19 protein-coding genes are annotated in these 22,654 nt (G+C 59.4%); 3 read left to right on the forward strand and 16 right to left on the reverse strand.

All coding sequences use genetic code 11. From position 1 onward, the window contains the following. From JWR14_RS04340 to JWR14_RS04410, 15 genes are all read right to left on the reverse strand, one after another. Positions 1-1,475, reverse strand: a 1,475-nt coding sequence (locus tag JWR14_RS04340) for an acyl-CoA dehydrogenase family protein (RefSeq protein ID WP_299701937.1), incomplete at its 3' end; no start/stop codon positions are given. Between the two features lie 86 nt (positions 1,476-1,561). After that, positions 1,562-2,161 (reverse strand): TetR/AcrR family transcriptional regulator, encoded by a 600-nt coding sequence (locus JWR14_RS04345; protein WP_299701940.1) that lies wholly within the window; start codon positions 2,159-2,161, stop codon positions 1,562-1,564. 204 nt (positions 2,162-2,365) lie between these two features. Then, complete coding sequence (locus JWR14_RS04350) at positions 2,366-3,595, reverse strand: phospholipase D-like domain-containing protein (protein WP_299701995.1); 1,230 nt, start codon at positions 3,593-3,595, stop codon at positions 2,366-2,368. A 47-nt stretch (positions 3,596-3,642) separates the two neighbouring features. Continuing rightward, positions 3,643-4,119, reverse strand: coding sequence for a dihydroneopterin triphosphate diphosphatase (gene nudB / locus JWR14_RS04355; protein WP_299701943.1), 477 nt, complete (start codon positions 4,117-4,119; stop codon positions 3,643-3,645). Between the two features lie 197 nt (positions 4,120-4,316). Then, positions 4,317-6,119 carry an aspartate--tRNA ligase gene (gene aspS, locus JWR14_RS04360; RefSeq protein WP_299701946.1) on the reverse strand — a complete coding sequence of 601 codons (1,803 nt, stop codon included), beginning with the start codon at positions 6,117-6,119 and terminating at the stop codon, positions 4,317-4,319. A 77-nt stretch (positions 6,120-6,196) separates the two neighbouring features. Next, positions 6,197-6,853: a DUF502 domain-containing protein gene (locus JWR14_RS04365; protein WP_299701949.1), complete on the reverse strand. Its 657-nt coding sequence runs from the start codon at positions 6,851-6,853 to the stop codon at positions 6,197-6,199. 198 nt (positions 6,854-7,051) lie between these two features. Further along, a complete protein-coding gene (locus JWR14_RS04370; protein WP_299701952.1) occupies positions 7,052-7,474 on the reverse strand; it encodes a zinc ribbon domain-containing protein in 423 nt (140 codons plus the stop codon). A 248-nt stretch (positions 7,475-7,722) separates the two neighbouring features. Next, positions 7,723-8,361, reverse strand: a complete 639-nt coding sequence (locus JWR14_RS04375) for a methyltransferase domain-containing protein (protein ID WP_299701955.1) — start codon at positions 8,359-8,361, stop codon at positions 7,723-7,725. Between the two features lie 7 nt (positions 8,362-8,368). Beyond that, complete coding sequence (ubiB, locus tag JWR14_RS04380; protein WP_299701958.1) at positions 8,369-9,946, reverse strand: ubiquinone biosynthesis regulatory protein kinase UbiB; 1,578 nt, start codon at positions 9,944-9,946, stop codon at positions 8,369-8,371. Positions 9,947-9,957: 11 nt separating this feature from the next. Further along, entirely contained in the window at positions 9,958-10,659 is a 702-nt protein-coding gene (locus JWR14_RS04385; RefSeq protein WP_299701961.1) for an SCP2 sterol-binding domain-containing protein, read from the reverse strand. A 170-nt stretch (positions 10,660-10,829) separates the two neighbouring features. After that, positions 10,830-11,846: a TIM44-like domain-containing protein gene (locus JWR14_RS04390; RefSeq protein WP_299701964.1), complete on the reverse strand. Its 1,017-nt coding sequence runs from the start codon at positions 11,844-11,846 to the stop codon at positions 10,830-10,832. 26 nt (positions 11,847-11,872) lie between these two features. Beyond that, a complete protein-coding gene (gene ubiE, locus JWR14_RS04395) occupies positions 11,873-12,604 on the reverse strand; it encodes a bifunctional demethylmenaquinone methyltransferase/2-methoxy-6-polyprenyl-1,4-benzoquinol methylase UbiE (RefSeq protein ID WP_031357560.1) in 732 nt (243 codons plus the stop codon). Positions 12,605-12,701: 97 nt separating this feature from the next. Further along, the gene (locus JWR14_RS04400; protein WP_299701979.1) at positions 12,702-13,112 is read right to left on the reverse strand and encodes a DUF971 domain-containing protein; all 411 of its coding nucleotides are present in this window, start codon (positions 13,110-13,112) and stop codon (positions 12,702-12,704) included. A gap of 51 nt (positions 13,113-13,163) precedes the next feature. Continuing rightward, on the reverse strand, positions 13,164-13,592 hold the full coding sequence (locus tag JWR14_RS04405) for an HIT family protein (protein ID WP_299701998.1): 429 nt from the start codon (positions 13,590-13,592) through the stop codon (positions 13,164-13,166). 36 nt (positions 13,593-13,628) lie between these two features. Continuing rightward, positions 13,629-17,720 (reverse strand): DUF3683 domain-containing protein, encoded by a 4,092-nt coding sequence (locus tag JWR14_RS04410; RefSeq protein WP_299701982.1) that lies wholly within the window; start codon positions 17,718-17,720, stop codon positions 13,629-13,631. Positions 17,721-18,390: 670 nt separating this feature from the next. On the opposite strand from JWR14_RS04410, the gene ilvA reads away from it, so the two are divergent. From ilvA to queF, 3 genes are read left to right on the forward strand one after another with little or no spacing between them, the layout of a single operon-like run. Then, positions 18,391-19,914 (forward strand): threonine ammonia-lyase, biosynthetic, encoded by a 1,524-nt coding sequence (gene ilvA / locus JWR14_RS04415; RefSeq protein ID WP_299701985.1) that lies wholly within the window; start codon positions 18,391-18,393, stop codon positions 19,912-19,914. A gap of 7 nt (positions 19,915-19,921) precedes the next feature. After that, the gene (locus tag JWR14_RS04420; protein WP_299701988.1) at positions 19,922-20,830 is read left to right on the forward strand and encodes a 5'-nucleotidase; all 909 of its coding nucleotides are present in this window, start codon (positions 19,922-19,924) and stop codon (positions 20,828-20,830) included. Beyond that, positions 20,827-21,657, forward strand: a complete 831-nt coding sequence (gene queF, locus JWR14_RS04425) for an NADPH-dependent 7-cyano-7-deazaguanine reductase QueF (RefSeq protein WP_299701992.1) — start codon at positions 20,827-20,829, stop codon at positions 21,655-21,657. The genes JWR14_RS04420 and queF overlap by 4 nt, the downstream gene beginning before the upstream one ends. Here queF and JWR14_RS38515 read toward each other — a convergent pair. Beyond that, a complete protein-coding gene (locus JWR14_RS38515; RefSeq protein WP_366144504.1) occupies positions 21,567-22,457 on the reverse strand; it encodes a fimbrial protein in 891 nt (296 codons plus the stop codon). The two genes, queF and JWR14_RS38515, sit on opposite strands and share 91 nt — an antisense overlap. Between the last annotated feature and the right edge of the window lie 197 nt (positions 22,458-22,654).

Below are 22,654 nucleotides of genomic sequence, written 5' to 3' on the forward strand. Positions count from 1 at the left end.
AGCGGGTTGATGAACTCCTGCATCTCCGGCTTCACGCCTTCTTGCTCAACGAAGTCCGTCACGAGCTTGCCGAATTTCTTCAGCTTCGCGCCCATGTCGCCGAGAATCTTGCGGCCGAGCAGATCCAGCGCCTGAATCGAATTCGTGCCTTCGTAGATCATGTTGATGCGGGCATCGCGCACATATTGCTCCATGCCCCATTCGGAGATAAAGCCATGGCCGCCGTAGATCTGCATGCCCATGTTCGTGCCTTCGAACGCGTTGTCCGTCAGGAACGCCTTGATGACCGGCGTGAGCAGCGCGACGAGATCGGCGGCGTCTTTACGCGCGGCTTCATCAGCGTGGGACAGTTCTTTATCGATGTTCAGCGCAGCCCAGTACGTGAACGCGCGGCCCGCTTCGGCGTAGGCCTTTTGCGTGAGCAGCATGCGGCGAACATCCGGATGCACGATGATCGGATCAGCCGCTTTTTCCGGCGCCTTCGGGCCGGTCAGCGAACGCATTTGCAGCCGTTCCTTCGCATACGTCAGTGAGTTCTGATACGCGATTTCCGTCAGCCCCAGCCCTTGCATGCCAACGCCAAGACGCGCCGCGTTCATCATCACGAACATGGCGTTCAAGCCCTTGTTCGGCTCACCGACAAGCCAGCCCTTCGCCGAGTCCAGATTGATCACACAGGTGGAGTTGCCGTGAATGCCCATCTTGTGTTCGATGGACCCGCACTTCACGCCATTGCGTTCGCCGGGAGCGCCGGCGTCCGTCGGAATGAACTTTGGCACGATGAACAGCGAGATACCCTTCGTGCCAATGGGGGCGCCCGGCAAACGAGCGAGCACCAGATGCACGATGTTCTCAGCCAGGTCATGCTCGCCGCTCGAGATGAAGATCTTGGTGCCACTGATGGCGTAGGAACCATCACTGTTCGGCTCGGCCTTCGTGCGCAGCATGCCCAGATCCGTGCCGCAATGCGGTTCAGTCAGGCACATGGTGCCGGTCCAGGTGCCATCGACGAGTTTCGGCAAGTACGTCTTCTGCAGCTCCGGCGCGCCGTGCGCGTGAACGCATTCATACGCGCCGTGCGACAAGCCGGGGTACATCGTCCAGGCCTGGTTTGCCGAGTTCAGCATTTCGAACAGCGCGTTGTTCACGAACGCAGGCAAGCCCTGGCCGCCGTATTCCGGATCGCAACCCAGTGCCGGCCAGCCCGCTTCCACGTATTGCTTGTAGGCTTCCTTGAACCCCGCCGGCGTGCGCACGACACCATCGCCTTCATACGTGCAGCCTTCGCGGTCGCCAATCTGGTTCAGCGGAAAAAGCACCTCGGCGCAAAACTTGCCGGCCTCTTCGAGAACCTGATTGATGGTATCCGCGTCAAGGTCAGCATGCTTTGGCATGTTCTTGACCTCGGCTTCCACATTGAGCAATTCGTGCAAGACAAATTGCATGTCACGCAGCGGCGCAGTGTACTGTCCCATTTTTCTTCTCCAAGTGTCCAGGAAGCTTGGGCCTTGGTCGCCGCCGAATCTGCTCTACAGCAGCCTTCTGCTGATTCGCCCGACGCCTAATGGCCGTTGCTTTGATACGAAACAATCGTTTTCTCCAGCGCGTCCCGCGTCAGTTGCACCGCCTCCGGCAGGTGCAGGAAACGCGCATCATGATGCAGGCCGAGCGTGAAGCTATAAAGCTCAAACAGCATCAGCGCCGGATCGGTGTCCGCCCGCAGATGCCCTTCATCTTTCGCCTGGTTGATCGCGCGCGTGAGCGCCGCTCGCCAGGTGGTCACGCTATGCACGAGTTGCTCGCGGACCGCACTGTCGGCGCGATCGTCGTACTCCACCGCGCCGCTGATGTAGATACAGCCCGTTGTCACTTCTTCAATGCGCTTTTCCATCCAGCGCGCCAGCATTGAACGCAAACGCGGCAAACCGCGTGCTTCGCGCAGGCTCGGGTAGAACACTTCGTCTTCAAAACGACGGTGGTATTCCTTCACCACTTCCACCTGAAGATCCTCGCGCGAGCCGAAATGCGCGAACACGCCGCTCTTGCTCATTTGCATCCGTTCGGCCAGCAAGCCGATGGTCAAACCCTCAAGTCCGTCGCGGCTCGCCAGGTCCAGCGCAGCATCGAGGATCGCGACGCGTGTCTGTTCGCCTTTTCGCATGATCTTTACCGTTTTCATTGAATCGAAATAAAATCGAACGGCCGTACTATTGTTATAGCTAGCCGCTCATGAAACAAGCTTTTTATTAGAAACCGGGGTCTAACTTCCAGCCACATCCATAGGATGATTCTCAGTTTGTCCCGGTTTGTGGGCGGACAGCCAGTCGGGGCTGCCCGGGTTTGACTGCGCCGCGATTTTTACGCCTCAATCGTAGCGGCCGATGGTGAGCATTTTCATCATCGTGCGATATGCGTTGTAGGCGAGCCAGTTAAGCAGACGCTCACCAACCGGGCGCGCCGCGTATTGCTCGACCGTGATCGGGCGGCCGTCGTGGAAGGCAGCCAGGATCGCGTCACGCAGCTTCACGATCTCGTTCTCATGGTTCACCAGCACCATGTTTGCTTCATTGTTCAGCACCAGGCTCAACGCGTCCAGATTTGACGATCCAACTGTCGCCCAATCCGAATCTACTACGGCCACTTTGCCGTGCAGTATGGTTTTCTCGTATTCCGCGATCCGCACGCCGTACTTCAGAAGATTGCGATACAAGAACGGCGTCGCGTAATCAAGCGCGACAAACTCTTTTCTCCCGATCACCAGTGTGACGCGAACGCCACGCTGCGCTGCGCGCGCCAGCGCGCGGCGCAGCTTGCGCCCTGGCATGAAATACGGATTCGCCAGCATCACTTCTTTTTCCGCGTGTGCAATCGCGGCGAGGTAAGCCTTTTCGATTGCGCGCCGGTTGAGCAGGTTGTCGCGGGCGACGAACGCCACGCACGGCTGATCGACCGCGTGAATCAGGCCCCGCCGCGCTCGCAGGCGTGCTCGCAATGCGCGCCGGTTCGTTCTCGACGATGCGCCCGGCGTAGGTGGCTGATCCTGCGGCCGCGGCGCCAGCGGCTTCACGCCGAGGCGAATCCGCTGCCATTGGAGATCGATGGCTTCACGGACGTCCTTGACCACCGGGCCTTGCGCCTCTAGCGCAAAATCCCAGCGCGCATGGTCGAGATGGACACCGTTCTGGTCGAAGTCATCGACAATATTGATGCCGCCGCAGAACGCAATGTGATGATCGATGACCGCGAGCTTGCGATGCGTCCGCGAGAAGCCAAGCTGCCCGAACAGATGCGGGTTATACACGCGATGCTCGACGTTCGCCTGCGCCCATTCATCGAAGAGCGGAAGTTTCGCGGTGCCTATGCCGTCCGTGATCACGCGTACATGCACGCCGCGCCGGGCCGCGTTCATCAGCGCGGTGGAAATGGCGCGGCCCGCTGGGTCGTCGCAGAAGATATAGGTCTCGAGCGAGACCTCGTGCTGCGCGGCGTCGATGCGTTCAATCAGCGCCGGGAAAAATTCCACGCCGGTTTTGAACAGCCGCACCGTGTTGTTGATGGTGAAGCACAGCCGTACCGGGCGGCGTCCGCCGAACAGGGCTAGCTTGAGCCGGGCGAACCGCCGTTTAGGCGTGCCGAAACCGATCACCGGCTGTGCTCCGCGAGACGCTCGGGCAATTGCAGGATCGCCTCACGATTCGACGATGAAAAACACTTCGCCGCCGCCTCACGGAACGGCAGCCAGAGAAAGGCGGTGTGCTCGCGCGGCGCTAGCGTCACTTCAACGCAATGCGGTACGAGCAGGCTGAACTGGTGTTCGACGTTGCGCACGACGCCTTCGGCATAGCGATGCCGCCATTCAGGATAGATGTCGTATTCAATCCGATGATGCCAGTCGATCAGCGAGCGTTCCGGCACGCCTGGGCTGCCGACCACGATGCCGGTTTCTTCGGCGACTTCGCGCGCCGCTGTCAAGACCAGCGGTTCATCGATGTGATCTTTTGAACCCGTCACGGACTGCCAGAAACCCGGCCGGTCGAAGCGCTCAATGACGAGCACGTCCAGTTCGGGCGTATGGATGACAACGAGGACAGACTCGGGAATTTTCGGCGGCTTGGACATGGTTGGAACGTTGCGGCCTTTCTAAGAGGCTGGCCGAAGAATGTAACCTAAAAACGGGAAAAGGCGCACCGGGAGGTAGTTTCGTTTCGGATGTTGCAAATGGGGGAGGGGTTGGGGGCTGCTGCTTGCTTGACCCCATAAACGGAAAAAGGCGCCTGCGGCGCCTTTTCCGTTTCAACCCGTGATGCTGCTAAAGCTTACTGCGGCTTCGGCTCCGGCGCACGCAAACGAATATGCAGTTCCTTCAACTGCTTCTCGTCCACTTCGCTCGGCGCTTGCGTCAACAAGTCGGTCGCACGCTGCGTCTTCGGGAAAGCGATCACGTCGCGGATGGAATCGGCGCCCGCCATCATCGTCACGATCCGGTCCAGTCCGAAAGCAATACCACCATGCGGCGGCGCGCCGTACTGAAGTGCGTCGAGCAGGAAGCCGAACTTGAGACGCGCTTCTTCAGCGCCAATCTTGAGCGCGCGGAACACTTTGCTCTGCACTTCTTCCTGATAAATCCGCACTGATCCGCCGCCAATTTCCCAGCCGTTCAGCACCATGTCGTAGGCCTTTGCGAGGCAGCGGCCTGGGTCCGTTTCCAGATATTCCAGATGCTCATCCTTCGGGCTCGTGAACGGGTGATGCGCGGCCACGTAACGGTTGTCTTCCTCATCAAATTCGAACATGGGGAAGTCGGTCACCCACAGCGGCTTCCAGCCCTTTTCGAACAAGCCGTTCGCACGGCCGAATTCCGAATGGCCAATCTTCAGACGCAACGCGCCCAAGCTGTCGTTCACCACTTTCGAACGATCCGCCGCGAAGAAAATGATGTCGCCGTTCTGTGCGCCGGTCCGCTCGATGATCGCGGTGATCGATGCGTCGTGCAGGTTCTTCACGATCGGGCTTTGCAAGCCGTCGCGACCCTTCGCGATGTCGTTCACCTTGATCCAGGCCAAGCCCTTCGCGCCGTAGATACGCACGAATTCCGTGTAACCGTCGATCTCGCTGCGCGTCATCTCGCCGCCACGCGGCACGCGAATCGCCGCCACGCGGCCGTCCTTGGAATTGGCGGGCGTGCTGAAGACCTTGAAGTCGACGTCGCGCACGGCGTCCGTCAGATCCGTGAATTCCAGCTTCACACGCAGGTCCGGTTTGTCCGAGCCGAAACGGCGCATGGCTTCCGAGTACAGCATGACCGGGAATTTTTCGTCGAGCGAAACGTTGATAGTCTCCTTGAAGACGTGACGGATCATCGCTTCGAACAGATCGCGAATTTCCTGTTCCGTCAAAAACGACGTTTCACAGTCAATCTGTGTGAATTCCGGCTGACGATCCGCGCGCAAGTCTTCATCGCGGAAACATTTCACGATCTGGTAGTAACGGTCGAAGTTCGCCACCATCAGCAATTGCTTGAACAATTGCGGCGACTGCGGCAGCGCAAAGAACTGACCCGGGTTCGTACGCGACGGAACCAGATAATCGCGCGCACCTTCCGGCGTGCTCTTGGTGAGCATCGGCGTTTCAATATCGATAAAACCCTGCGCGTCCAGGTACTTGCGCACTTCAATAGCCACGCGGTATCGCAAACGCAGGTTCTGCTGCATTTGCGGACGGCGCAGGTCGAGTACACGGTGCGTGAGGCGCGTGGTTTCGGAGAGGTTGTCGTCGTCGAGCTGGAACGGCGGCGTCACCGACGGGTTCAGCACATTCAGCTCATGGCACAGCACTTCAATCTTGCCGCTCGTCAGCCCGGCGTTCGCCGTGCCTTCCGGACGAGCGCGCACGACGCCTTTCACCTGCACGCAAAACTCGCCGCGCACGCCTTCGGCGATCTTGAACATTTCAGCGCGATCGGGATCGCAGACGACCTGCACCAGGCCCTCGCGATCACGCAAATCGATAAAAATAACCCCGCCATGGTCGCGCCGGCGATGTACCCAGCCGCACAGCGAAACGCTTTGGCCCAGCAGGGCTTCGGTCACCAGACCGCAGTATTCGGATCTCATCGACATGATGTTGTGTCTTTCGTTATTCATTGATCAACGGTGCGCGCGCACAAGCTCAAAGCGTTGTTCGCAGCGCGCCGGCATTACAGCGGCGGATCGACGGGGCGACGCGGCGCGGCCTGCGCTTGCGGCATGGACGGCGCGACTACTCCCATAGATACGATGTACTTCAACGCAGCATCGACAGACATGTCGAGCTCGATGACTTCGCTTCTCGGCACCATCAGGAAGAAACCCGAGGTGGGATTCGGCGTGGTCGGCACGTAGACGCTCACATGATCTTCAGTCAGGTGATTGACCACGTCGCCGCCGGGGATGCCCGTCAGGAAACCAATGGTGTAGGCCCCCGAATGCGGGTAACGGATCAGCAGTGCCTTGCGAAACGCGTTGCCGCTGCTGGAGAGCAATGTGTCCGACACTTGTTTAACGCTGGTATACAGCGGTCCGACCACGGGAATGTGACGCACGATCACATTCCACCACTCGACCAGTTTCTGGCCGACGAAGTTCTGCGTGAGCAAGCCCACGACGAAAATGAAGGCGAGCGTCAGCACGGCGCCGAGGCCCGGCAGGTGAAAGCCGAAGACCCGCTCGGGTTGCCAGGATTCCGGCAACAGCAGGAGCGTCTGGTCCATGGTCCCGATCACGAGGCCGATCACCCACAGCGTGATGGCGAGCGGAACCAGCACCAGCAGGCCGGTTGCGAACACGGATTTCAACGTAGTCTTTTTGGTCGTCATTTACACAGCCGGAAGGCCGCCCCGTTTGGGCTTCAACGGTTTGGCTGGTTTGCCGCCCAGCGCACATTCATGGCTTCGGGCGGTCATCTTCTTGCGTGCGATCGGACAGATCGAGCAGATCGTGCAACTGAACGCGCTTGCGGCACGGGTCGGGCAAGACTGCGTTGCAGGCTTCGCGCTTCGCTCCAACGACGAGCGTCAATTCGATGCAGGCGACGCTGGTTTGCTCGATGACGCCGCAGCGGACGACGTGCTGCCTGACTTCGAGTTGTCTGCCGCTGGCGTGCTTGCAGAGGTCGAATCTGTCTTCGACGACTGATTGCCCGAATCTTTATTCGAATTACTCGAATCCGATGCGCCTTCGCTCTTCGTTTCGGCCTTGGCGCCTTCATCCTTCTTGCTGCCGTCTTCTTTCTTGGCAGCAGCAGCGCCGTTGTTGCCACCACGGAAATCGGTCACGTACCAGCCAGAACCCTTCAACTGAAAGCCTGCGGCCGTTACCTGCTTGGCAAATGTGTCTTTCCCGCACTGCGGACAGTGCGTGAGCGGTGCATCGCTCATTTTCTGGAGCGCGTCTTTTTCGAAGCCGCAGGACTCGCAGCGGTACGCGTAGATCGGCATGTCACTCTTCCTACGATTAACGTTTCGGCGCTTGCAAAGCCTTGAATTATAGCCTCAAACCATCGGCCAACCCTTAATTTTGGGCTTGCAGGCCTTGGTTTCAAGGGGACGCAGCCGGTTTGCGCAGGTTTCTTTTGTCAAAACACGGGCTGTGCAGGCGCAGGCGGATTGATGCAGATACGGGATATATCGGGCGAGTGTCAACCGCTGCAGACGACACCCGGGATACGACGGATTCACTCAGCAGACTAAGCTTTCGGCTCACGCCGGCGCCAGGTAATCCAGCGCTCGCGGCCAGCGAAGACGTCAATGGAGCCAGTCACTTCGTGCTCTTCCACGAGCTCGAAATACGGCGTCAGCAAGGCATCGAGCGCATTACGCTCGATGCCGAACGGCGGCCCTTTAAGGGTCTCGCCGATGAAATAGAAACCCGCCAGCAGCGCGCCGGGCCGCAGCAGTTCGGCCATGCGAACGGCGTAATCCTGCCACCGGTCGCGCGGCAGGGCGCACAAGAACGCGCGCTCATAAATCCAGCCCGTTTCAAACGGCGGCTTGTAGGCAAAGAAATCGGCTTGTTCAACCACGCTGGCGTGTTCGCCCAATTGTTCACGCGCCGCTGCAACGGCGCTTGGAGAGAAATCGATAGCCCTGACCGGCCAATTTTCCCGCGCAAGCCATAACGCTTCGTACGCGCTGCCGCACCCGGGAATCAGGACGTTCGTCAACGTGTTCCGATGCTCGATGGCAAACGCCCTGAACGCTTCAGGCACGCCAGCCTGATCCCAGGGCGTAAAGCGCTGGTCGAAGCGCTCGTTCCAGAACTCTGGAGAATTCGGATCGTGGGCCTGGAAGCTGGGAGGGAAAGCGGGCTTGCTGTTGTCGATCATGGTGTCCTCACCCTCCGTATGCAAATACCTGCCAGAACTGGACAAGCACAGCACCCGCGCCTACCGCAAGCCCGAAGATCAACAACGCTTGCAACAATCGATTCGTGCGTTTCTGCTCGATCAGGATCATGCGCATGAGCTCGTCATTGCCGCCGCCGGGCTGGTCGTGCCGGTCGGCCAGCACCTGATGGATCAGGCGCGGCAACTGCGGCAGCGTCTTGCTCCATTGCGGCGCTTCCAGTTTCAGCCTTTCGTACCAGCCGCGCCAGCCGACCTGCTCATTCATCCACCGTTCGAGATACGGCTTCGCGGTCTTCCACAGATCGAGTTCGGGATCGAGCGACCGGCCGAGCCCCTCCACGTTCAGCATCGTTTTCTGCAGCAGCACGAGTTGGGGCTGAATCTCGACGTTGAAGCGGCGCGAAGTGGAAAAGAGCCGCATCAGCACCTGGCCCAGCGAAATATCCTTCAATGCCCGATCGAAGTACGGTTCGCAGACGGCCCGAATAGCACTTTCCAGCTCTTCGACGCGCGTGCTCGGCGGCACCCAGCCCGACTCCAGATGCAGCGTGGCCACACGGTGATAGTCGCGCTTGAAAAACGCCAGGAAATTCTGCGCCAGATAGTTTTTATCGAAGTCGGACAGCGCGCCGACAATCCCGAAATCCAGCGCGATATATCGCCCGAACGTCTCTTCCGCGAGACTCACCTGAATGTTGCCGGGATGCATGTCGGCGTGGAAAAAACCGTCGCGGAATACTTGCGTGAAGAATATCTCGACGCCTTCCTGCGCCAGTTTCGGGATATCCACACCAGCCGCTCGCAGCACTTCCACCTGGCTGATTGGCACGCCGACCATGCGCTCCATCACCAGCACGGTCGGCGCCGAATAGTCCCAATACATCTCGGGCACCATCAGCAAATCAAGGCCCGCGAAATTGCGTCGCAACTGGCTGCCGTTCGCAGCCTCGCGCATCAGGTCGAGTTCGTCGTGGAGATATTTATCGAACTCGGCGACCACTTCGCGTGGCTTCAGCCGCTTGCCGTCCGCCCATAGCCGCTCGGTCCAGTACGCAATGTCCCTCAGCAACGCCAGATCCGAGTCGATCACGGGCAGCATGTTCGGCCGCAACACCTTCACCGCCACTGCCTTGCCCGCATGTGCGCCGGTCTTGATCTTGGCGAAGTGCACCTGTGCAATCGATGCGCTCGCCACCGGCACACGTTCGAAGTCGTCGAACAAAACATCAATGGGTGAGCCCAGCGACTTCTCCACAAGGCCGATGGCGACGTCCGAGTCGAACGGCGGCACTTGGTCCTGAAGCTTGGCGAGTTCGTTCGCTATGTCGACAGGGAGCAAATCGCGCCGCGTTGACAGCACCTGCCCGAACTTGACGAAGATGGGCCCAAGGCTTTCGAGCGCGAGACGCAGCCGCACCCCGCGTGGGACATCGAACTTTCGGCCGAACGTGGTGACGCGCATGAGCAAGCGGACACGCCGGTCCTGGATGCCGCTCATCACCAGCTCGTCGAGCCCGAATCGCACTACGGTGAAAAAAATCTTGAGGAAACGCAGAAGACGCATGGTTCAGCCCGTTACTTGCTCGTGCCGCGCGCTGACGCGGCGCCGGACGCTGACGCGCCTCGGGCTTCGGCTTTTTGTTCAAGTCGCTCGATGCGTTTTTCGACGCGCGCGAGCGCGTCCCGGGCTACTGACAGTTCGGCATTGAACGTGTCGAGAGCGCTGCGGCGCACGAGTTGAGGTTGTTCGTCGAGCAGGTATTCGGCCACCGATTCAAGCAGATTGCGTCCTGAACGGCGCGCTTGTTCACCCGCCTTGCGTACGGTCGAGCCAATGCGGTGAGCGGGACCGTCGCCAATTACGCGAGCCAGATCTTCTTCGGGCTCCCAACGCAGGTGTTCGGCCAGTTTCGCGATGGTAGTCGCGAACTCCGCATCGCCTTCTATGCGGACGTGTTTCATCGCAGCCGCCTGGCCGCCTTGCAGGAATGCCGGAACGGCGTCCGCGGGCACGGAGAGGGTGACGTCGAAAGTACGTGCTTCGGTTTCGTCGACAGCGGCAATCAGCCCGTCAGGCTGGATCATCAGCAACAGCGAGAACGGCGAGAGTGCCAGCCGCGCGGTCTTGCCGGCGTAAGGCGTAAGCCTCTCGCGAGCCCAGGATTCGCGCGCGAGCACGTGGTTCACAGCCGCCGCGAACGCTTTCGATGCGGTTCTGGCTGCGGCCTGAGTGGCTGAAGGTGCGGCGGGTTGGGCGAATTCGTCTGCGTGCGTCATCGGCTCTGAGATGAAAAAACCCGCGCAAGCGGTCACTCGCGCGGGTTTCTATTCTACCTTTGCAACTGGCGTTGTCGTTTGCCCCACAGCACCGCCAACATCACGTTAGCCATAAGGCCTGCCCGTCAACGCCCGGACGACCGGCTTTTTCAGCCCGTCGTGCTGCCCAATTAACCGACCTGCTGGATCCCGGCCAACAACCAGCCTTCGTTGCCGTACTTCTGCTTCGACAGGTTCCATATTTCGATGAACGGCTCGGCAGCAGCGCCTTCCGTTTCACGAATCAGACCGTGGAAACGCACGCTGGCAAGGCTTTCCGTGCCGCGCTCTTCGACGCCCAGAATGTCGGCGTTGAGTTGCACGACGTCAGTACGGTTCGGCTGCGTGCCGCGTGCGTCAATGTCCAGCTTCACTTCCGCGAACATTTCCGGCGTGGTGAATTCGCGGATGTCGTTGGAATTGCCGCGATCCCATGCGTCCTGCAAGCGCACGAAATAAACCTTCGCGTTGCGCACGAACGCTTCGCTGTCGAAACCTGCGGGTACGTCGACCTGCGGTGCGGCTTCGATCGTGTTCGCGCTGCTCAGCGCAGCGGCGGACGGACCATAACCACCCGGCGCCGACGGCGGTACATAGCTGGGCTCCTGCGAGTTAAACCCGGTACGTGCCGATCCGCCGAAAGGCGAACCCGCGCCGCCCGCTGCATACGCCGGCGTATTGGCATTTTTCCTGCGATTCATGATGAAGCGGAACACCATCACAGCAGCCATCACGATCAACGCGATCATGATGATGTTAGCCATTGCACCGGCGAATGCGCCGCCAAGACCGAGGGAGGACAACAGCGCCGCAATGCCGAGGCCAGCGGCGAGACCTGCGAGCGGGCCCATCCAGCGGTTACGCGCAGGTTGCGCGGCCGCAGCAGCGGGTGCCGCTGCCGGCGCTGCACGCTGGGCGTTGGCCGCTTGGCCCGACTGCATGGACTGCGAGGGTGGCGTAGCTTGATTCTGCTGAGCTGCGCTGGTTGATTGACGACCCATGCTGCGGCCACCGCCCATGCGACGTGCCTCTGCATCTTCAGCGATCAAAGCACCGGCCATGATTACGCCAGCCAGCGCAACGACCCCGGCTTTCCTGAATAACGACTTCAGGAAACCCCGAGTTTGGGGTAAGCGCGTATCGGACATTTCGAATCCTTATAAGAAGTGGAACACTAAAATTTTGTCCCGACGTGCAACGCTACCACGCCACCTGACAAATTGTAATATTCGACTCGATCCAATCCTGCGCGTTCCATCATTATTTTCAGCGTTTCCTGATCCGGATGCATCCGGATTGACTCGGCGAGGTAGCGATAGCTATCCGCATCTTTCGCGAATTTGTCGCCAAGCCACGGCAAAAACTTGAAACTGTAGAGATCGTACGCCTTCTTTAACGGCTCCCATACTTTCGAGAACTCCAAAACCAGGACCCGGCCACCCGGCTTCAATACCCTGTACATTTCGGCTAACGCACCATCTTTGTGCGTCATATTACGAAGTCCAAAGGCAACTGTAATGATATCGAAATAATTATCCGGGAACGGAATCTTCTCGGCGTCGCAGATCAGGGTGGGTGTGATCACACCACGGTCAATCAGACGATCACGGCCGACGCGCAGCATCGATTCATTGATATCCGTGTGCCAAACCTCGCCCTTTTCGCCCGCTTGTTTCGCGAACGCTTTTGCCAGATCACCCGTCCCGCCTGCCAGGTCGAGCACTTTGTAGCCTGGACGAACCTTCGCCTGGCCGATCGCGAAGAACTTCCACGCGCGATGCAGCCCGCCCGACATCAGGTCGTTCATCAAGTCGTAATTGCTTGCGACCGAATCGAAAACGCCCGCCACCTTCTTCGCTTTTTCCTGTTCGTCGACCGTTTCAAAACCGAAGTGGGTCTTGCTCATCGCGTTCGTCCTCATCTTGTTCGTGTTGTTGGCTGCGCCCTCGTACGGGCTTTTGGCCGATGGCAGCGGCAAATTGCCGCTGCAAAGTAAAAGCCGGTCAGTGTCGATGTCCGCCGGACGTTTTCTGCGTCATTGGCGTATCGCGGTCGATACCCGCCGCTTCCAGTTTGGCGAGATAGTCTTCCCAGAGTTCATCCTGGCGGACTGCGAGGTCGTGCAGGATGTCCCAGGAATAGAGACCGGTATTGTGGCCATCGGAGAAAACGAGTTGCAACGCGTAGTGGCCCACCGGCTCGACGGCGTTGATCAGCACGTCTCGCTTGCCCGTTTGCAGCGTTTCTTGTCCGGGACCGTGACCTTGAACCTCTGCCGACGGCGAATATACGCGCAATAGCTCGAACGGTATCCGATACGTCTGATCGTTCCCATATTGCAGCTCAAGGGCGCGCGTTTTCGAATGCACGACAATGCCCGTCGGAATCGGCGTTTGTTTGGTCAGTCCGCTCATAGTGAGCCTTTGGTCAGATAGTCGGTTAGCCCGGGGCGGCCTGGCAGAGGCTCAGCCGAATGCCAGCGCCATCTCGGCGCGTACAGCTTCGCGCAGCAAGGTGGCCTGCGCCCGGCGATTCGACAGCAGCGCCTGGGACACCGTACGCTGGCGCGGCGCCCAGATGGGCAACGGGAAACGGGAATCGTTGGAATGGCGCGGAATGACGTGCCAGTGAACGTGAGGGACTTGGTTGCCGAGACTGGCCAGATTGACCTTCGCCGGCGCAAGCACGCGACGGATCGCGCGCTCCACGCCGTTCACCGCCGCCATCAACTTGAGGCGTGCGGCGTTGTCGAGATCGGACATTTCCGCCACGTGCGCATGCCAGATCACGCGGCAAAAACCCGGCCACTCGGGCTCATCGGCGAGGACGACGCGCACTGCGTCGTCCGACCACAAGACCTCGCCGCCGTCTTCACGGCAAAAAACACAGTCCATCATTTTCCTCTAGCGAAACAAGCCCCGATTCCGCTATTACACCAGCACGCGCTCGATACCGCCATCGTTAGCGCGCGCCACGTAATCTTCCATCCAGCTCGCGCCGAGCACCTTGCGGGCAATCTCCACGACGATGTAATCCGCTTCTATGTTCGCGTCCTCGTTATAGCGCGACAAACCCTGCAGGCAGGATGGGCAGCTCGTAAGGATCTTGACATCGGTTCCGGTGGATTGAGCGCCGTCACCTGCTTTTAACACTGAACCCGGCGCAGCACCCGCCGTTCCCGCCGACGCGTTCGCCATATTCAAAGCGTTCGCGCCCGCCTCGCCCACGAGCGGAATGTCGCGCAACTTCGCCGCGCCCTTGCGGATTTCCTCTTCCTTACGGAAGCGGACTTGCGTCGAAATGTCCGGACGGGTGACGGCGAGCGTGCCCGATTCGCCACAGCATCGGTCATTCTTCTCGATCTTGTAGCCGTCGTGTGCCGAGCCCATGATTTCATTCACGAGCTTGATCGGATCCATTGTCTTGATCGGCGAGTGGCAGGGGTCGTGATACATGTAGCGCGTCCCCGTCACGCCCTCCAGCCTGATGTTCTTTTCCAGCAGGAATTCGTGGATATCGATAATCCGGCAACCCGGGAAAATCTTCTCGAATTCATACCCGGCCAGTTGGTCGTAGCAAGTCCCGCACGACACCACTACCGTCTTGATATCCAGATAGTTCAGCGTATTGGCCACACGGTGGAACAACACGCGGTTATCCGTGACGATCTTCTCGGCTTTATCGAATTGACCAGCGCCGCGTTGCGGATAACCGCAGCATAGGTAACCCGGCGGCAATACCGTCTGCACGCCGGCTTCCCACAGCATCGCCTGCGTAGCGAGGCCGACTTGCGAGAACAGGCGCTCCGAGCCACAGCCCGGGAAGTAGAAGACCGCTTCCGTATCCGAGGTCGTCGTCTTCGGATTGCGGATGATCGGGACAATCTTGTTGTCCTCGATATCCAGCAACGCCCGCGCCGTCTTCTTCGGCAAGTTACCCGGCATCTTCTTGTTCATGAAGTGGATCACCTGCTGCGTGACCGGCGGCTTGCCGACCGTTGCCGGTGGTTTCGCCGTCTGCTTCTTCGCAAACTTCTTCAGCACTTCGTTGCCGAGCCGCTGCGCCTTGTAACCGACACCCATCATCGCCGTGCGGGCGAGGTTGATGGTCTGCGGATTCGTCGCGTTGAGGAAGAACATGCCGGCGGCGTTGCCCGCGTTGAACTTCTTCTTGCCCATCTTGCGCAGCAGATTGCGCATGTTCATGGTGACATCGCCGAAATCGATCTTCACCGGGCACGGCGTCACGCACTTGTGACAGACGGTGCAGTGATCGGCGACGTCGTTGAATTCGTCCCAATGCTTGATGGATACCCCGCGCCGCGTCTGCTCTTCATATAAGAACGCTTCGACCAGCAGCGATGTCGCGAGGATCTTGTTGCGCGGGCTATAGAGCAGGTTGGCGCGCGGCACGTGGGTCGCGCAGACCGGCTTGCACTTGCCGCAACGCAGGCAGTCCTTGATCGAGTCCGCAATCGCGCCAATATCCGACTGCTGCATGATCAGCGATTCATAACCCATCAGGCCGAAACTCGGCGTATAGGCGTTGCGCAGATCGGCGCCCGCAAGCAGCTTGCCGGCATTGAAACGGCCTTCCGGATCAACGCGTTGTTTGTACTCGCGAAATTCAGAGATTTCGTCTTCGGTCAGGAACTCCAGCTTCGTAATGCCGATACCGTGTTCGCCCGAAATCACGCCATCCAGATCGCGCGCCAGCTTCATGATGCGTGCGACCGCGACGTGCGCGTCCTGCAGCATCTCGTAGTTGTCGGAGTTGACCGGAATGTTGGTGTGGACGTTGCCGTCTCCAGCGTGCATGTGCAGCGCGACGAATACGCGACCGCGCAGCACTGCTTTGTGGATGTTCTGCGCTTCTTCCAGGATGGGCTTGAACTCACCGCCATTGAAAATGTGCCGCAGTTCAGCGCGGATTTCCTGCTTCCAGGAGATGCGGATCATGCGGTCTTGCGCGACGTCGAACACGCGGACGCCCGGTTGTGAATCCACGCGATCCGCCATCTTCTCGGCCAGCCCTTCGTAGCCGAGCTGAACCATGTAGTGCTGGGCTTCGCGCAACGGCAGATCCAGCTTTTCGCCGACGAACGTCCAGCGTTCACGCACGCGCTGCAACAGATCGAGCGCTTGCTGCACGCGGTCTTCGAGTAGTTCTGCGCTCGGAATCTCGTTGGCGTCGTCGCTCTTTCCGAGCGGCAGCTTGCCCGTCTTGAAGAACGTTTCGAGGGCGTCCACGAGTTTCAGCTTGTTCTTGATCGACAACTCGATATTGATTCGCTCGATCCCGTCGGTGTACTCGCCCATGCGGTTCAGCGGGATCACCACGTCTTCGTTGATCTTGAACGCGTTCGTATGCTTGGCGATTGCCGCCGTGCGCGAGCGGTCGAGCCAGAAGCGTTTGCGCGCTTCGGCATTCACCGCGACAAACCCTTCGCCGCTCTTGCCGTTCGCCATGCGGACGACTTCGGACGTAGCCTGAGCCACAGCATCCGGATCATTCCCGACGATATCGCCAATCAGCACCATCTTCGGAAACGCGTTGCGCTTGCTCTTGGTCGCGTAACCGACAGCACGCAGATATCGTTCGTCCAGATGCTCAAGGCCGGCGAGAATCGCGCCGCCCTTCTTCGACGTCTCGAACAAGTAGTCCTTGATTTCCACGATGCTCGGAATCGCATCGCGTGCCTGACCGAAGAATTCGAGGCAGACGGTGCGCGTATGCGCGGGCATCTTGTGCAGAATCCAGCGCGCCGATGTAATCAGCCCGTCGCAACCTTCCTTCTGCACGCCCGGCAGACCCGACAGGAATTTATCCGTCACGTCCTTGCCGAGCCCTTCCTTGCGGAACTTGCTGCCGGCAATATCGAGCGATTCCGTGCGCAGCAATTTCTCGCCCGGCGCACGTGATCCGTCGAACCAGTCGAGCCGGAAACGCGCCATGGGGATGTCGTGAATCTTGCCGCAGTTGTGATCCAGGCGCGTCACTTCAAGCCAGTTGCCTTGCGGATCGACCATGCGCCACCAGGCCAGATTGTCGAGCGCCGTACCCCACAGCACGGCCTTTTTTCCGCCGGCGTTCATCGCGACGTTGCCGCCGACGCACGATGCATCCAGCGACGTCGGATCGACGGCAAAGACGAAACCAGCCTGTTCGGCGGCTTCCGTTACCCGGCGCGTGACCACGCCCGCGCCCGAATGAATGGTCGCGACTTTATGGTCGACGCCCGGCAAATCCGTCATTTCGACGGGTCCGAGCTGCTCGAGCTTTTCGGTATTGATGACGGCCGCGAATGGCGTCAAAGGAATTGCGCCGCCGGTATAACCCGTGCCGCCTCCGCGCGGAATCACGGTCAGCCCGAGTTCGAAGCACGCCTTGATCATCCCGGCAATTTCCGCTTCGGTATCCGGCGTCAGCACGACAAACGGGTATTCGACGCGCCAGTCCGTTGCGTCCGTCACGTGGGAGACGCGCGACAGACCATCGAACTTGATGTTGTCTTTTTCGGTGACCTTGCCTAAGACCTTCGATGCCTTCTTGCGCAGATCGTAGGTCTGCTCGAACTCTTTCTTGAAATCTTCCACCGCGCGGCAGGCGGCGCTGATCAGCAGTTCCACACGTGCGGCGCGATCCCGGCCGGCATCGTCCTGATGCTGCGAGAGATCCGCTTTGCGACGCTTTTCGATATCGCCCAGACGGTGATTCAACGCTTCGATCAGCAAGGCGCGGCGTTTCGGGTTGTCGAGCAGATCGTCCTGCAGATACGGATTGCGGCGCACGACCCAGATATCGCCGAGGACTTCGTAGAGCATCCGTGCCGAGCGGCCCGTGCGGCGTTCGCTGCGCAGAATGGCCAGCGCCGCCCAGGCTTCCTCGCCGAGCAGGCGAATGACGATTTCGCGATCGGAAAACGAGGTGTAGTTATAGGGAATTTCGCGCAGGCGCGGCTCGGTATCCAGGGCCACGGCATGCGCGGCGCCGTTCGGATCGAAGGCTTGGGGTGCGTTCATATTCGACAGTTCGGTGAGCCGGCGCTTACGCTGACAATGAGATCACGAGCAGCGCTATAGCCGGCATTGCGCGGGGAAGCGCAGATTTTCGAGTGATACTTTTTTTGTGAAGGTGCTCGCCGGCAGGGGTTGGCGAGCGATGCAAAACCTTCGGAGGTCCGGAATCAGCGCCACGATCGCTGATGACGCGCATGTCGTTCCGAAGCCGCGTGGATAGCGCAGCAGAGCGCGCAGCACTCGCGTAGAGCGTCGCGGGGAACATGCGTCAAAAAGCCGGTCCGGGACTGCCGTTGCATCTTCCGATCCTGTATCGAAAAAGGAATTCTAACTCATCGGGATGTTTGTCGTTCGCGGCCGGTAGCGGGTTGAAGGGCTTTGTGCATGCCAATTTTCGACGGATTTTTGGCGGTTTTTTCACTGGCGGTTGGATTTTTCACTGGTGGTTGGTTTTTTCACTGGCGTGGGGGTCGGAGCGTGGCGGTTGGGATTGACGCCGTGTTACCTGCGGTTTCCGCCAACGCACCCGGAATTGACATCGGATCGCTGCTTCCAGGCTCTGTGGCCGGACTCAACGTCGTCTAGCCCGAAACCCGTGCCGGCGAGCCCCTGCGCTATTATTGATGCTTTCGCTCTCAAAAATGGCGCGCACAGCCGCGCGAACGGCTCCGGAATGACACACCCCGATTACCTCAAGAAAGTCCTGACCGCGCGCGTCTACGACGTCGCCCGCGAAAGCGAGCTCGAACCCGCCCGCAATTTGTCCGCGCGGCTGCACAACTCGGTCTACCTGAAACGCGAAGACAACCAGCCGGTGTTCTCCTTCAAGATTCGCGGCGCGTACAACAAGATGGTGCAGCTTTCCGCCGACGTGCTCGCACGCGGCGTGATTACGGCATCGGCGGGAAATCATGCTCAAGGCGTCGCGTATTCGGCCACACGGCTCGGCTGCAAAGCCGTCATCGTCGTGCCGGTCACGACGCCCCAGGTCAAGATCGACGCCATGCGCGCGTTCGGCGGCCCGACCGTGGAGATCGTCCAGCACGGCGAATCCTATAGCGACGCGTACGGCCACGCCGTCAAGTTGCAGGAAGCGCGTGGCCTGACCTTCGTTCATCCTTTCGATGACCCCGACGTCATCGCCGGCCAGGGCACTGTCGCGATGGAAATCCTGCGCCAGCATCAAGGGCCGATCCACGCGATTTTCGTTCCTATCGGCGGCGGCGGGCTCGCGGCAGGCGTCGCGGCGTACGTCAAGGCAGTGCGCCCGGAAATCCGGGTTATCGGCGTGCAAGCCATCGATTCGTGCGCGATGAAGCAATCCATCGAGGCAGGCGAGCGTGTCACGCTGGCTGAAGTCGGGCTGTTTGCCGATGGCACGGCGGTAAAACTCGTCGGCGAGGAAACGTTCCGGCTGTGCCGCGAGTTGCTCGACGAAGTCATTACGGTGGATACCGACGCCCTCTGCGCCGCGATCAAGGACGTTTTCCAGGACACGCGCAGCGTGCTGGAGCCGTCGGGCGCGCTGGCGGTTGCAGGTGCAAAGCTATACGCCGAGCGCGATGGGCTGGAAGCAAAGACGCTGGTCGCCGTGACGTCCGGCGCGAACATGAACTTCGACCGGATGCGTTTTGTGGCCGAACGGGCCGAAGTAGGTGAAGCGCGCGAAGCAGTGTTCGCGGTGACCATTCCGGAAGAACGCGGCAGTTTCAAGCGCTTTTGCGAACTGGTCGGCACACGCAGCGTGACCGAGTTCAACTACCGGATCGCGGACGCCAACGCCGCCCATATCTTTGTCGGCGTGCAGATCAAGACGCGCGGCGAAGCAGTGCAGATGGCGAACGCGTTTATCGAACATGGATTTGCTACGGTCGATCTCAGCCACGACGAGTTGTCGAAGCAACATATCCGCTACATGGTCGGTGGTCGTTCGCCGCTTGCGCAGGACGAACGCCTGCTGCGTTTTGAATTCCCCGAGCGTCCGGGCGCGCTCATGAAATTTCTTTCATCGATGGCGCCGAACTGGAATATCAGCCTGTTCCATTACCGGAACCAAGGCGCGGATACCAGCTCGATTCTCGTTGGTGTTCAAGTGCCGGCGACGGATAACGCGGCGTTCGGGCAATTCCTTGCGACCTTGGGTTATCAGTGGTGGGACGAAGGCGCGAACCCCGTCTACAAGCTGTTCCTGGCCTGACCCGCGCATGGCTTTCACGCTGGACGACAAGCTGGTGGTCGCGATTTCATCGCGGGCGTTGTTTGATTTCGAAGAAGAAAACGAGGTCTACGAAGCCGGCGACTCGCGTGAGTACGAGGCGCTGCAGCGTTCGCGGCTTCATGTTCCGGCTAAACCCGGCATTGCGTTCTCGCTGATCGAGAAGTTGCTCGCGTTGAACGTGGACGGCGAGCGGCGCGTAGAAGTCGTGATCCTGTCGCGCAGCGATCCTATAAGCGGTTTGCGCGCGTTCAGTTCGTGCAAGGAGCACGGACTGGTGATCGAACGCGGGGTGTTCACGCGCGGTCGGTCACCGTTTGGGTATCTGGAACCGTTTCGCGCATCGTTGTTCCTGTCCGCGAATTCAGCCGATGTCCGCGACGCCCTCGCCGCCGGATTTCCCGCTGCGACGGTCGTGCCGCGAGCGCCGCTTGCCGCTAGTCGGTATCCTGACGAAATTCGAATCGCTTTCGACGGCGATGCCGTGCTTTTCTCCGACGAAGCCGAGCAAGTGTTCCAGGCGCGAGGTTTACCGGCGTTCGTGGAGCATGAAGTCGGCAAGAAAGACCTGGCGTTGGCGAACGGGCCGTTGAAACCGTTACTGGAAGCGCTTCACAAGCTGCAAAAACTTAGCCATGCCACATCCCGGATGCGGATTCGCACGGCGCTTGTCACGGCGCGATCGGCGCCCGCGCACGAGCGCGCCATCCGGACGTTGATGGCCTGGAACATCGAAATCGACGAAGCGATGTTCCTCGGTGGATTGAACAAAGGCCCGTTCCTGGGCAAGTTCGAACCCGACTTTTTCTTCGACGACCAAATTGGCCATATTGAATCGGCTCGCGTTGTGACTGCGACGGGGCACGTTCCAAGTGGCATATCGAACGCATCATCATGAATACGCCCGAACACTCTCCTCTTGGCAAGCCGGTCCAGTACACCGAACGGTACGATCCGGCGCTGCTGTTTCCTATCGATCGAAAGTCCGGGCGCGACGCGCTCGGGCTCACGGGCCCGCTGCCGTTCTTCGGCACCGATATCTGGAACGCATACGAACTGTCGTGGCTGAACACGAAAGGCAAGCCGCAGATCGCGGTGGCAACGTTTATCGTGCCGGCGGATTCGCCCAATATTGTCGAGTCGAAGTCGTTCAAGTTGTACTTGGGATCTTTCTCGCAGACGGCGTTTGATTCTATCGACGAGGTTCGTGCGGCCATTCGCAAGGACGTTTCCGCAGTGTGCGGCGCGAACGTTTCCGTGCAGCTTGTCCCGCCGTATGAGTTTGGCGTAAAACTCAAGATGGAAGAGTTTGAGGGTTTGTCGCTGGATCGACTGGATCTGGATGCCGATGTTTATGCCCCGGATCCTTCGTTGCTGCGCGCGTCTTTTGGCGAATCACCGGTCGATGAAACGCTGTTCTCGAACCTGCTGAAATCGAACTGTCCGGTAACCGGGCAGCCGGATTGGGGCAGCGTGCAGATTCGTTATGTCGGCGTGCCGATCGATCATGCCGGATTGCTGCGATATATCATTTCTTATCGTGAACATACCGGGTTTCATGAGCAATGTGTTGAGCGGATATTTCTGGACGTGATGCGTGAATGCAAGCCGGAAAGATTAGCCGTTTATGCGCGCTACACACGGCGCGGCGGTTTGGATATCAATCCGTTTCGGACCAACTTTAATCTGCCGCTGCCGGATAATGCGCGGCTCGCGCGGCAGTAAGTCTGGCGACAACAAATTAACCATCGCACGAATATCTCATTGGTATGACAGCGAAAACGTCGCCATCGCCTTGACGAGTCCCGGTGTGACGGGAGTGCCGACACGTACATATCGGACTGAAAATGGAACGTGCACGGCTCCCGACCCGGCGGTAAAAGAAAAGCCGTTCGTACCGGGCGTCGCGGCTCCGGTATAAGAGTATCCGGAGGGGCATAGCGAATCAGCGTCGCTCCATACAGGACCTGAACCGCCACCCCCGTCGCAGTGGATCCCGGCGCAAGACTCAGTTCTGTTGATTCATTGGATGGATTCGCGACATCGGCCACGCTCATCTGCGGTTTTACATTGTCCTCGCAAGTCAGATCTATTGTGAATGTCTGAAGACCTGCGGTCGCTCCAACCGTGGCAAGGTCCTTGGCCCGAACTGTTGGCAAAAATACCGCAATATCGCTCTGCGTAACCGTACATGCAGGGACAGCGGACGCGGCAATGGTGTATTTGAACGAAATTGCGCTCGTTGCCGCGGTACCGCCATTCGCCCACTTAACAGCATCGACACTCGCATAGGTGCTGAAGCTGAAATTCCCGGTCGCAACGGTTTCTGCCGTTTTCACCAGTTCAAATGAGCCCACAAGCATATTGGGATCCGATGTGGCTGGGGCTAAGTCAAAACTGTTGCTCGTTCCTCCATAATCGATGGGGCTTAAAACCATACCGTTATTTCCTCGCACCCGAAAGCCTATCCCTGCGGTCATGCCGCTCATGGTGTACACGTCGGAATAACCTGGCACTAATGTCATGGTTGCACTTGGATTTGTTTTTAACCACCACCGGGCGCCCGGTGCGAAATTGAAGCTGCAAGTAAGCGCAATCGCGAAACTCGCTTTACCGCCAGGTATGGACTGGCCAACTGCAAGACTCTTGGGCACTGACACAGCGGGAATATTGACAGTAACAGGAAGGGGACCACTGCAGGTTTGCGCCCAGGCTTGTATCG

Source organism: Caballeronia sp., assembly GCF_028292365.1.
In the GTDB taxonomy this organism is placed as follows: domain Bacteria; phylum Pseudomonadota; class Gammaproteobacteria; order Burkholderiales; family Burkholderiaceae; genus Caballeronia.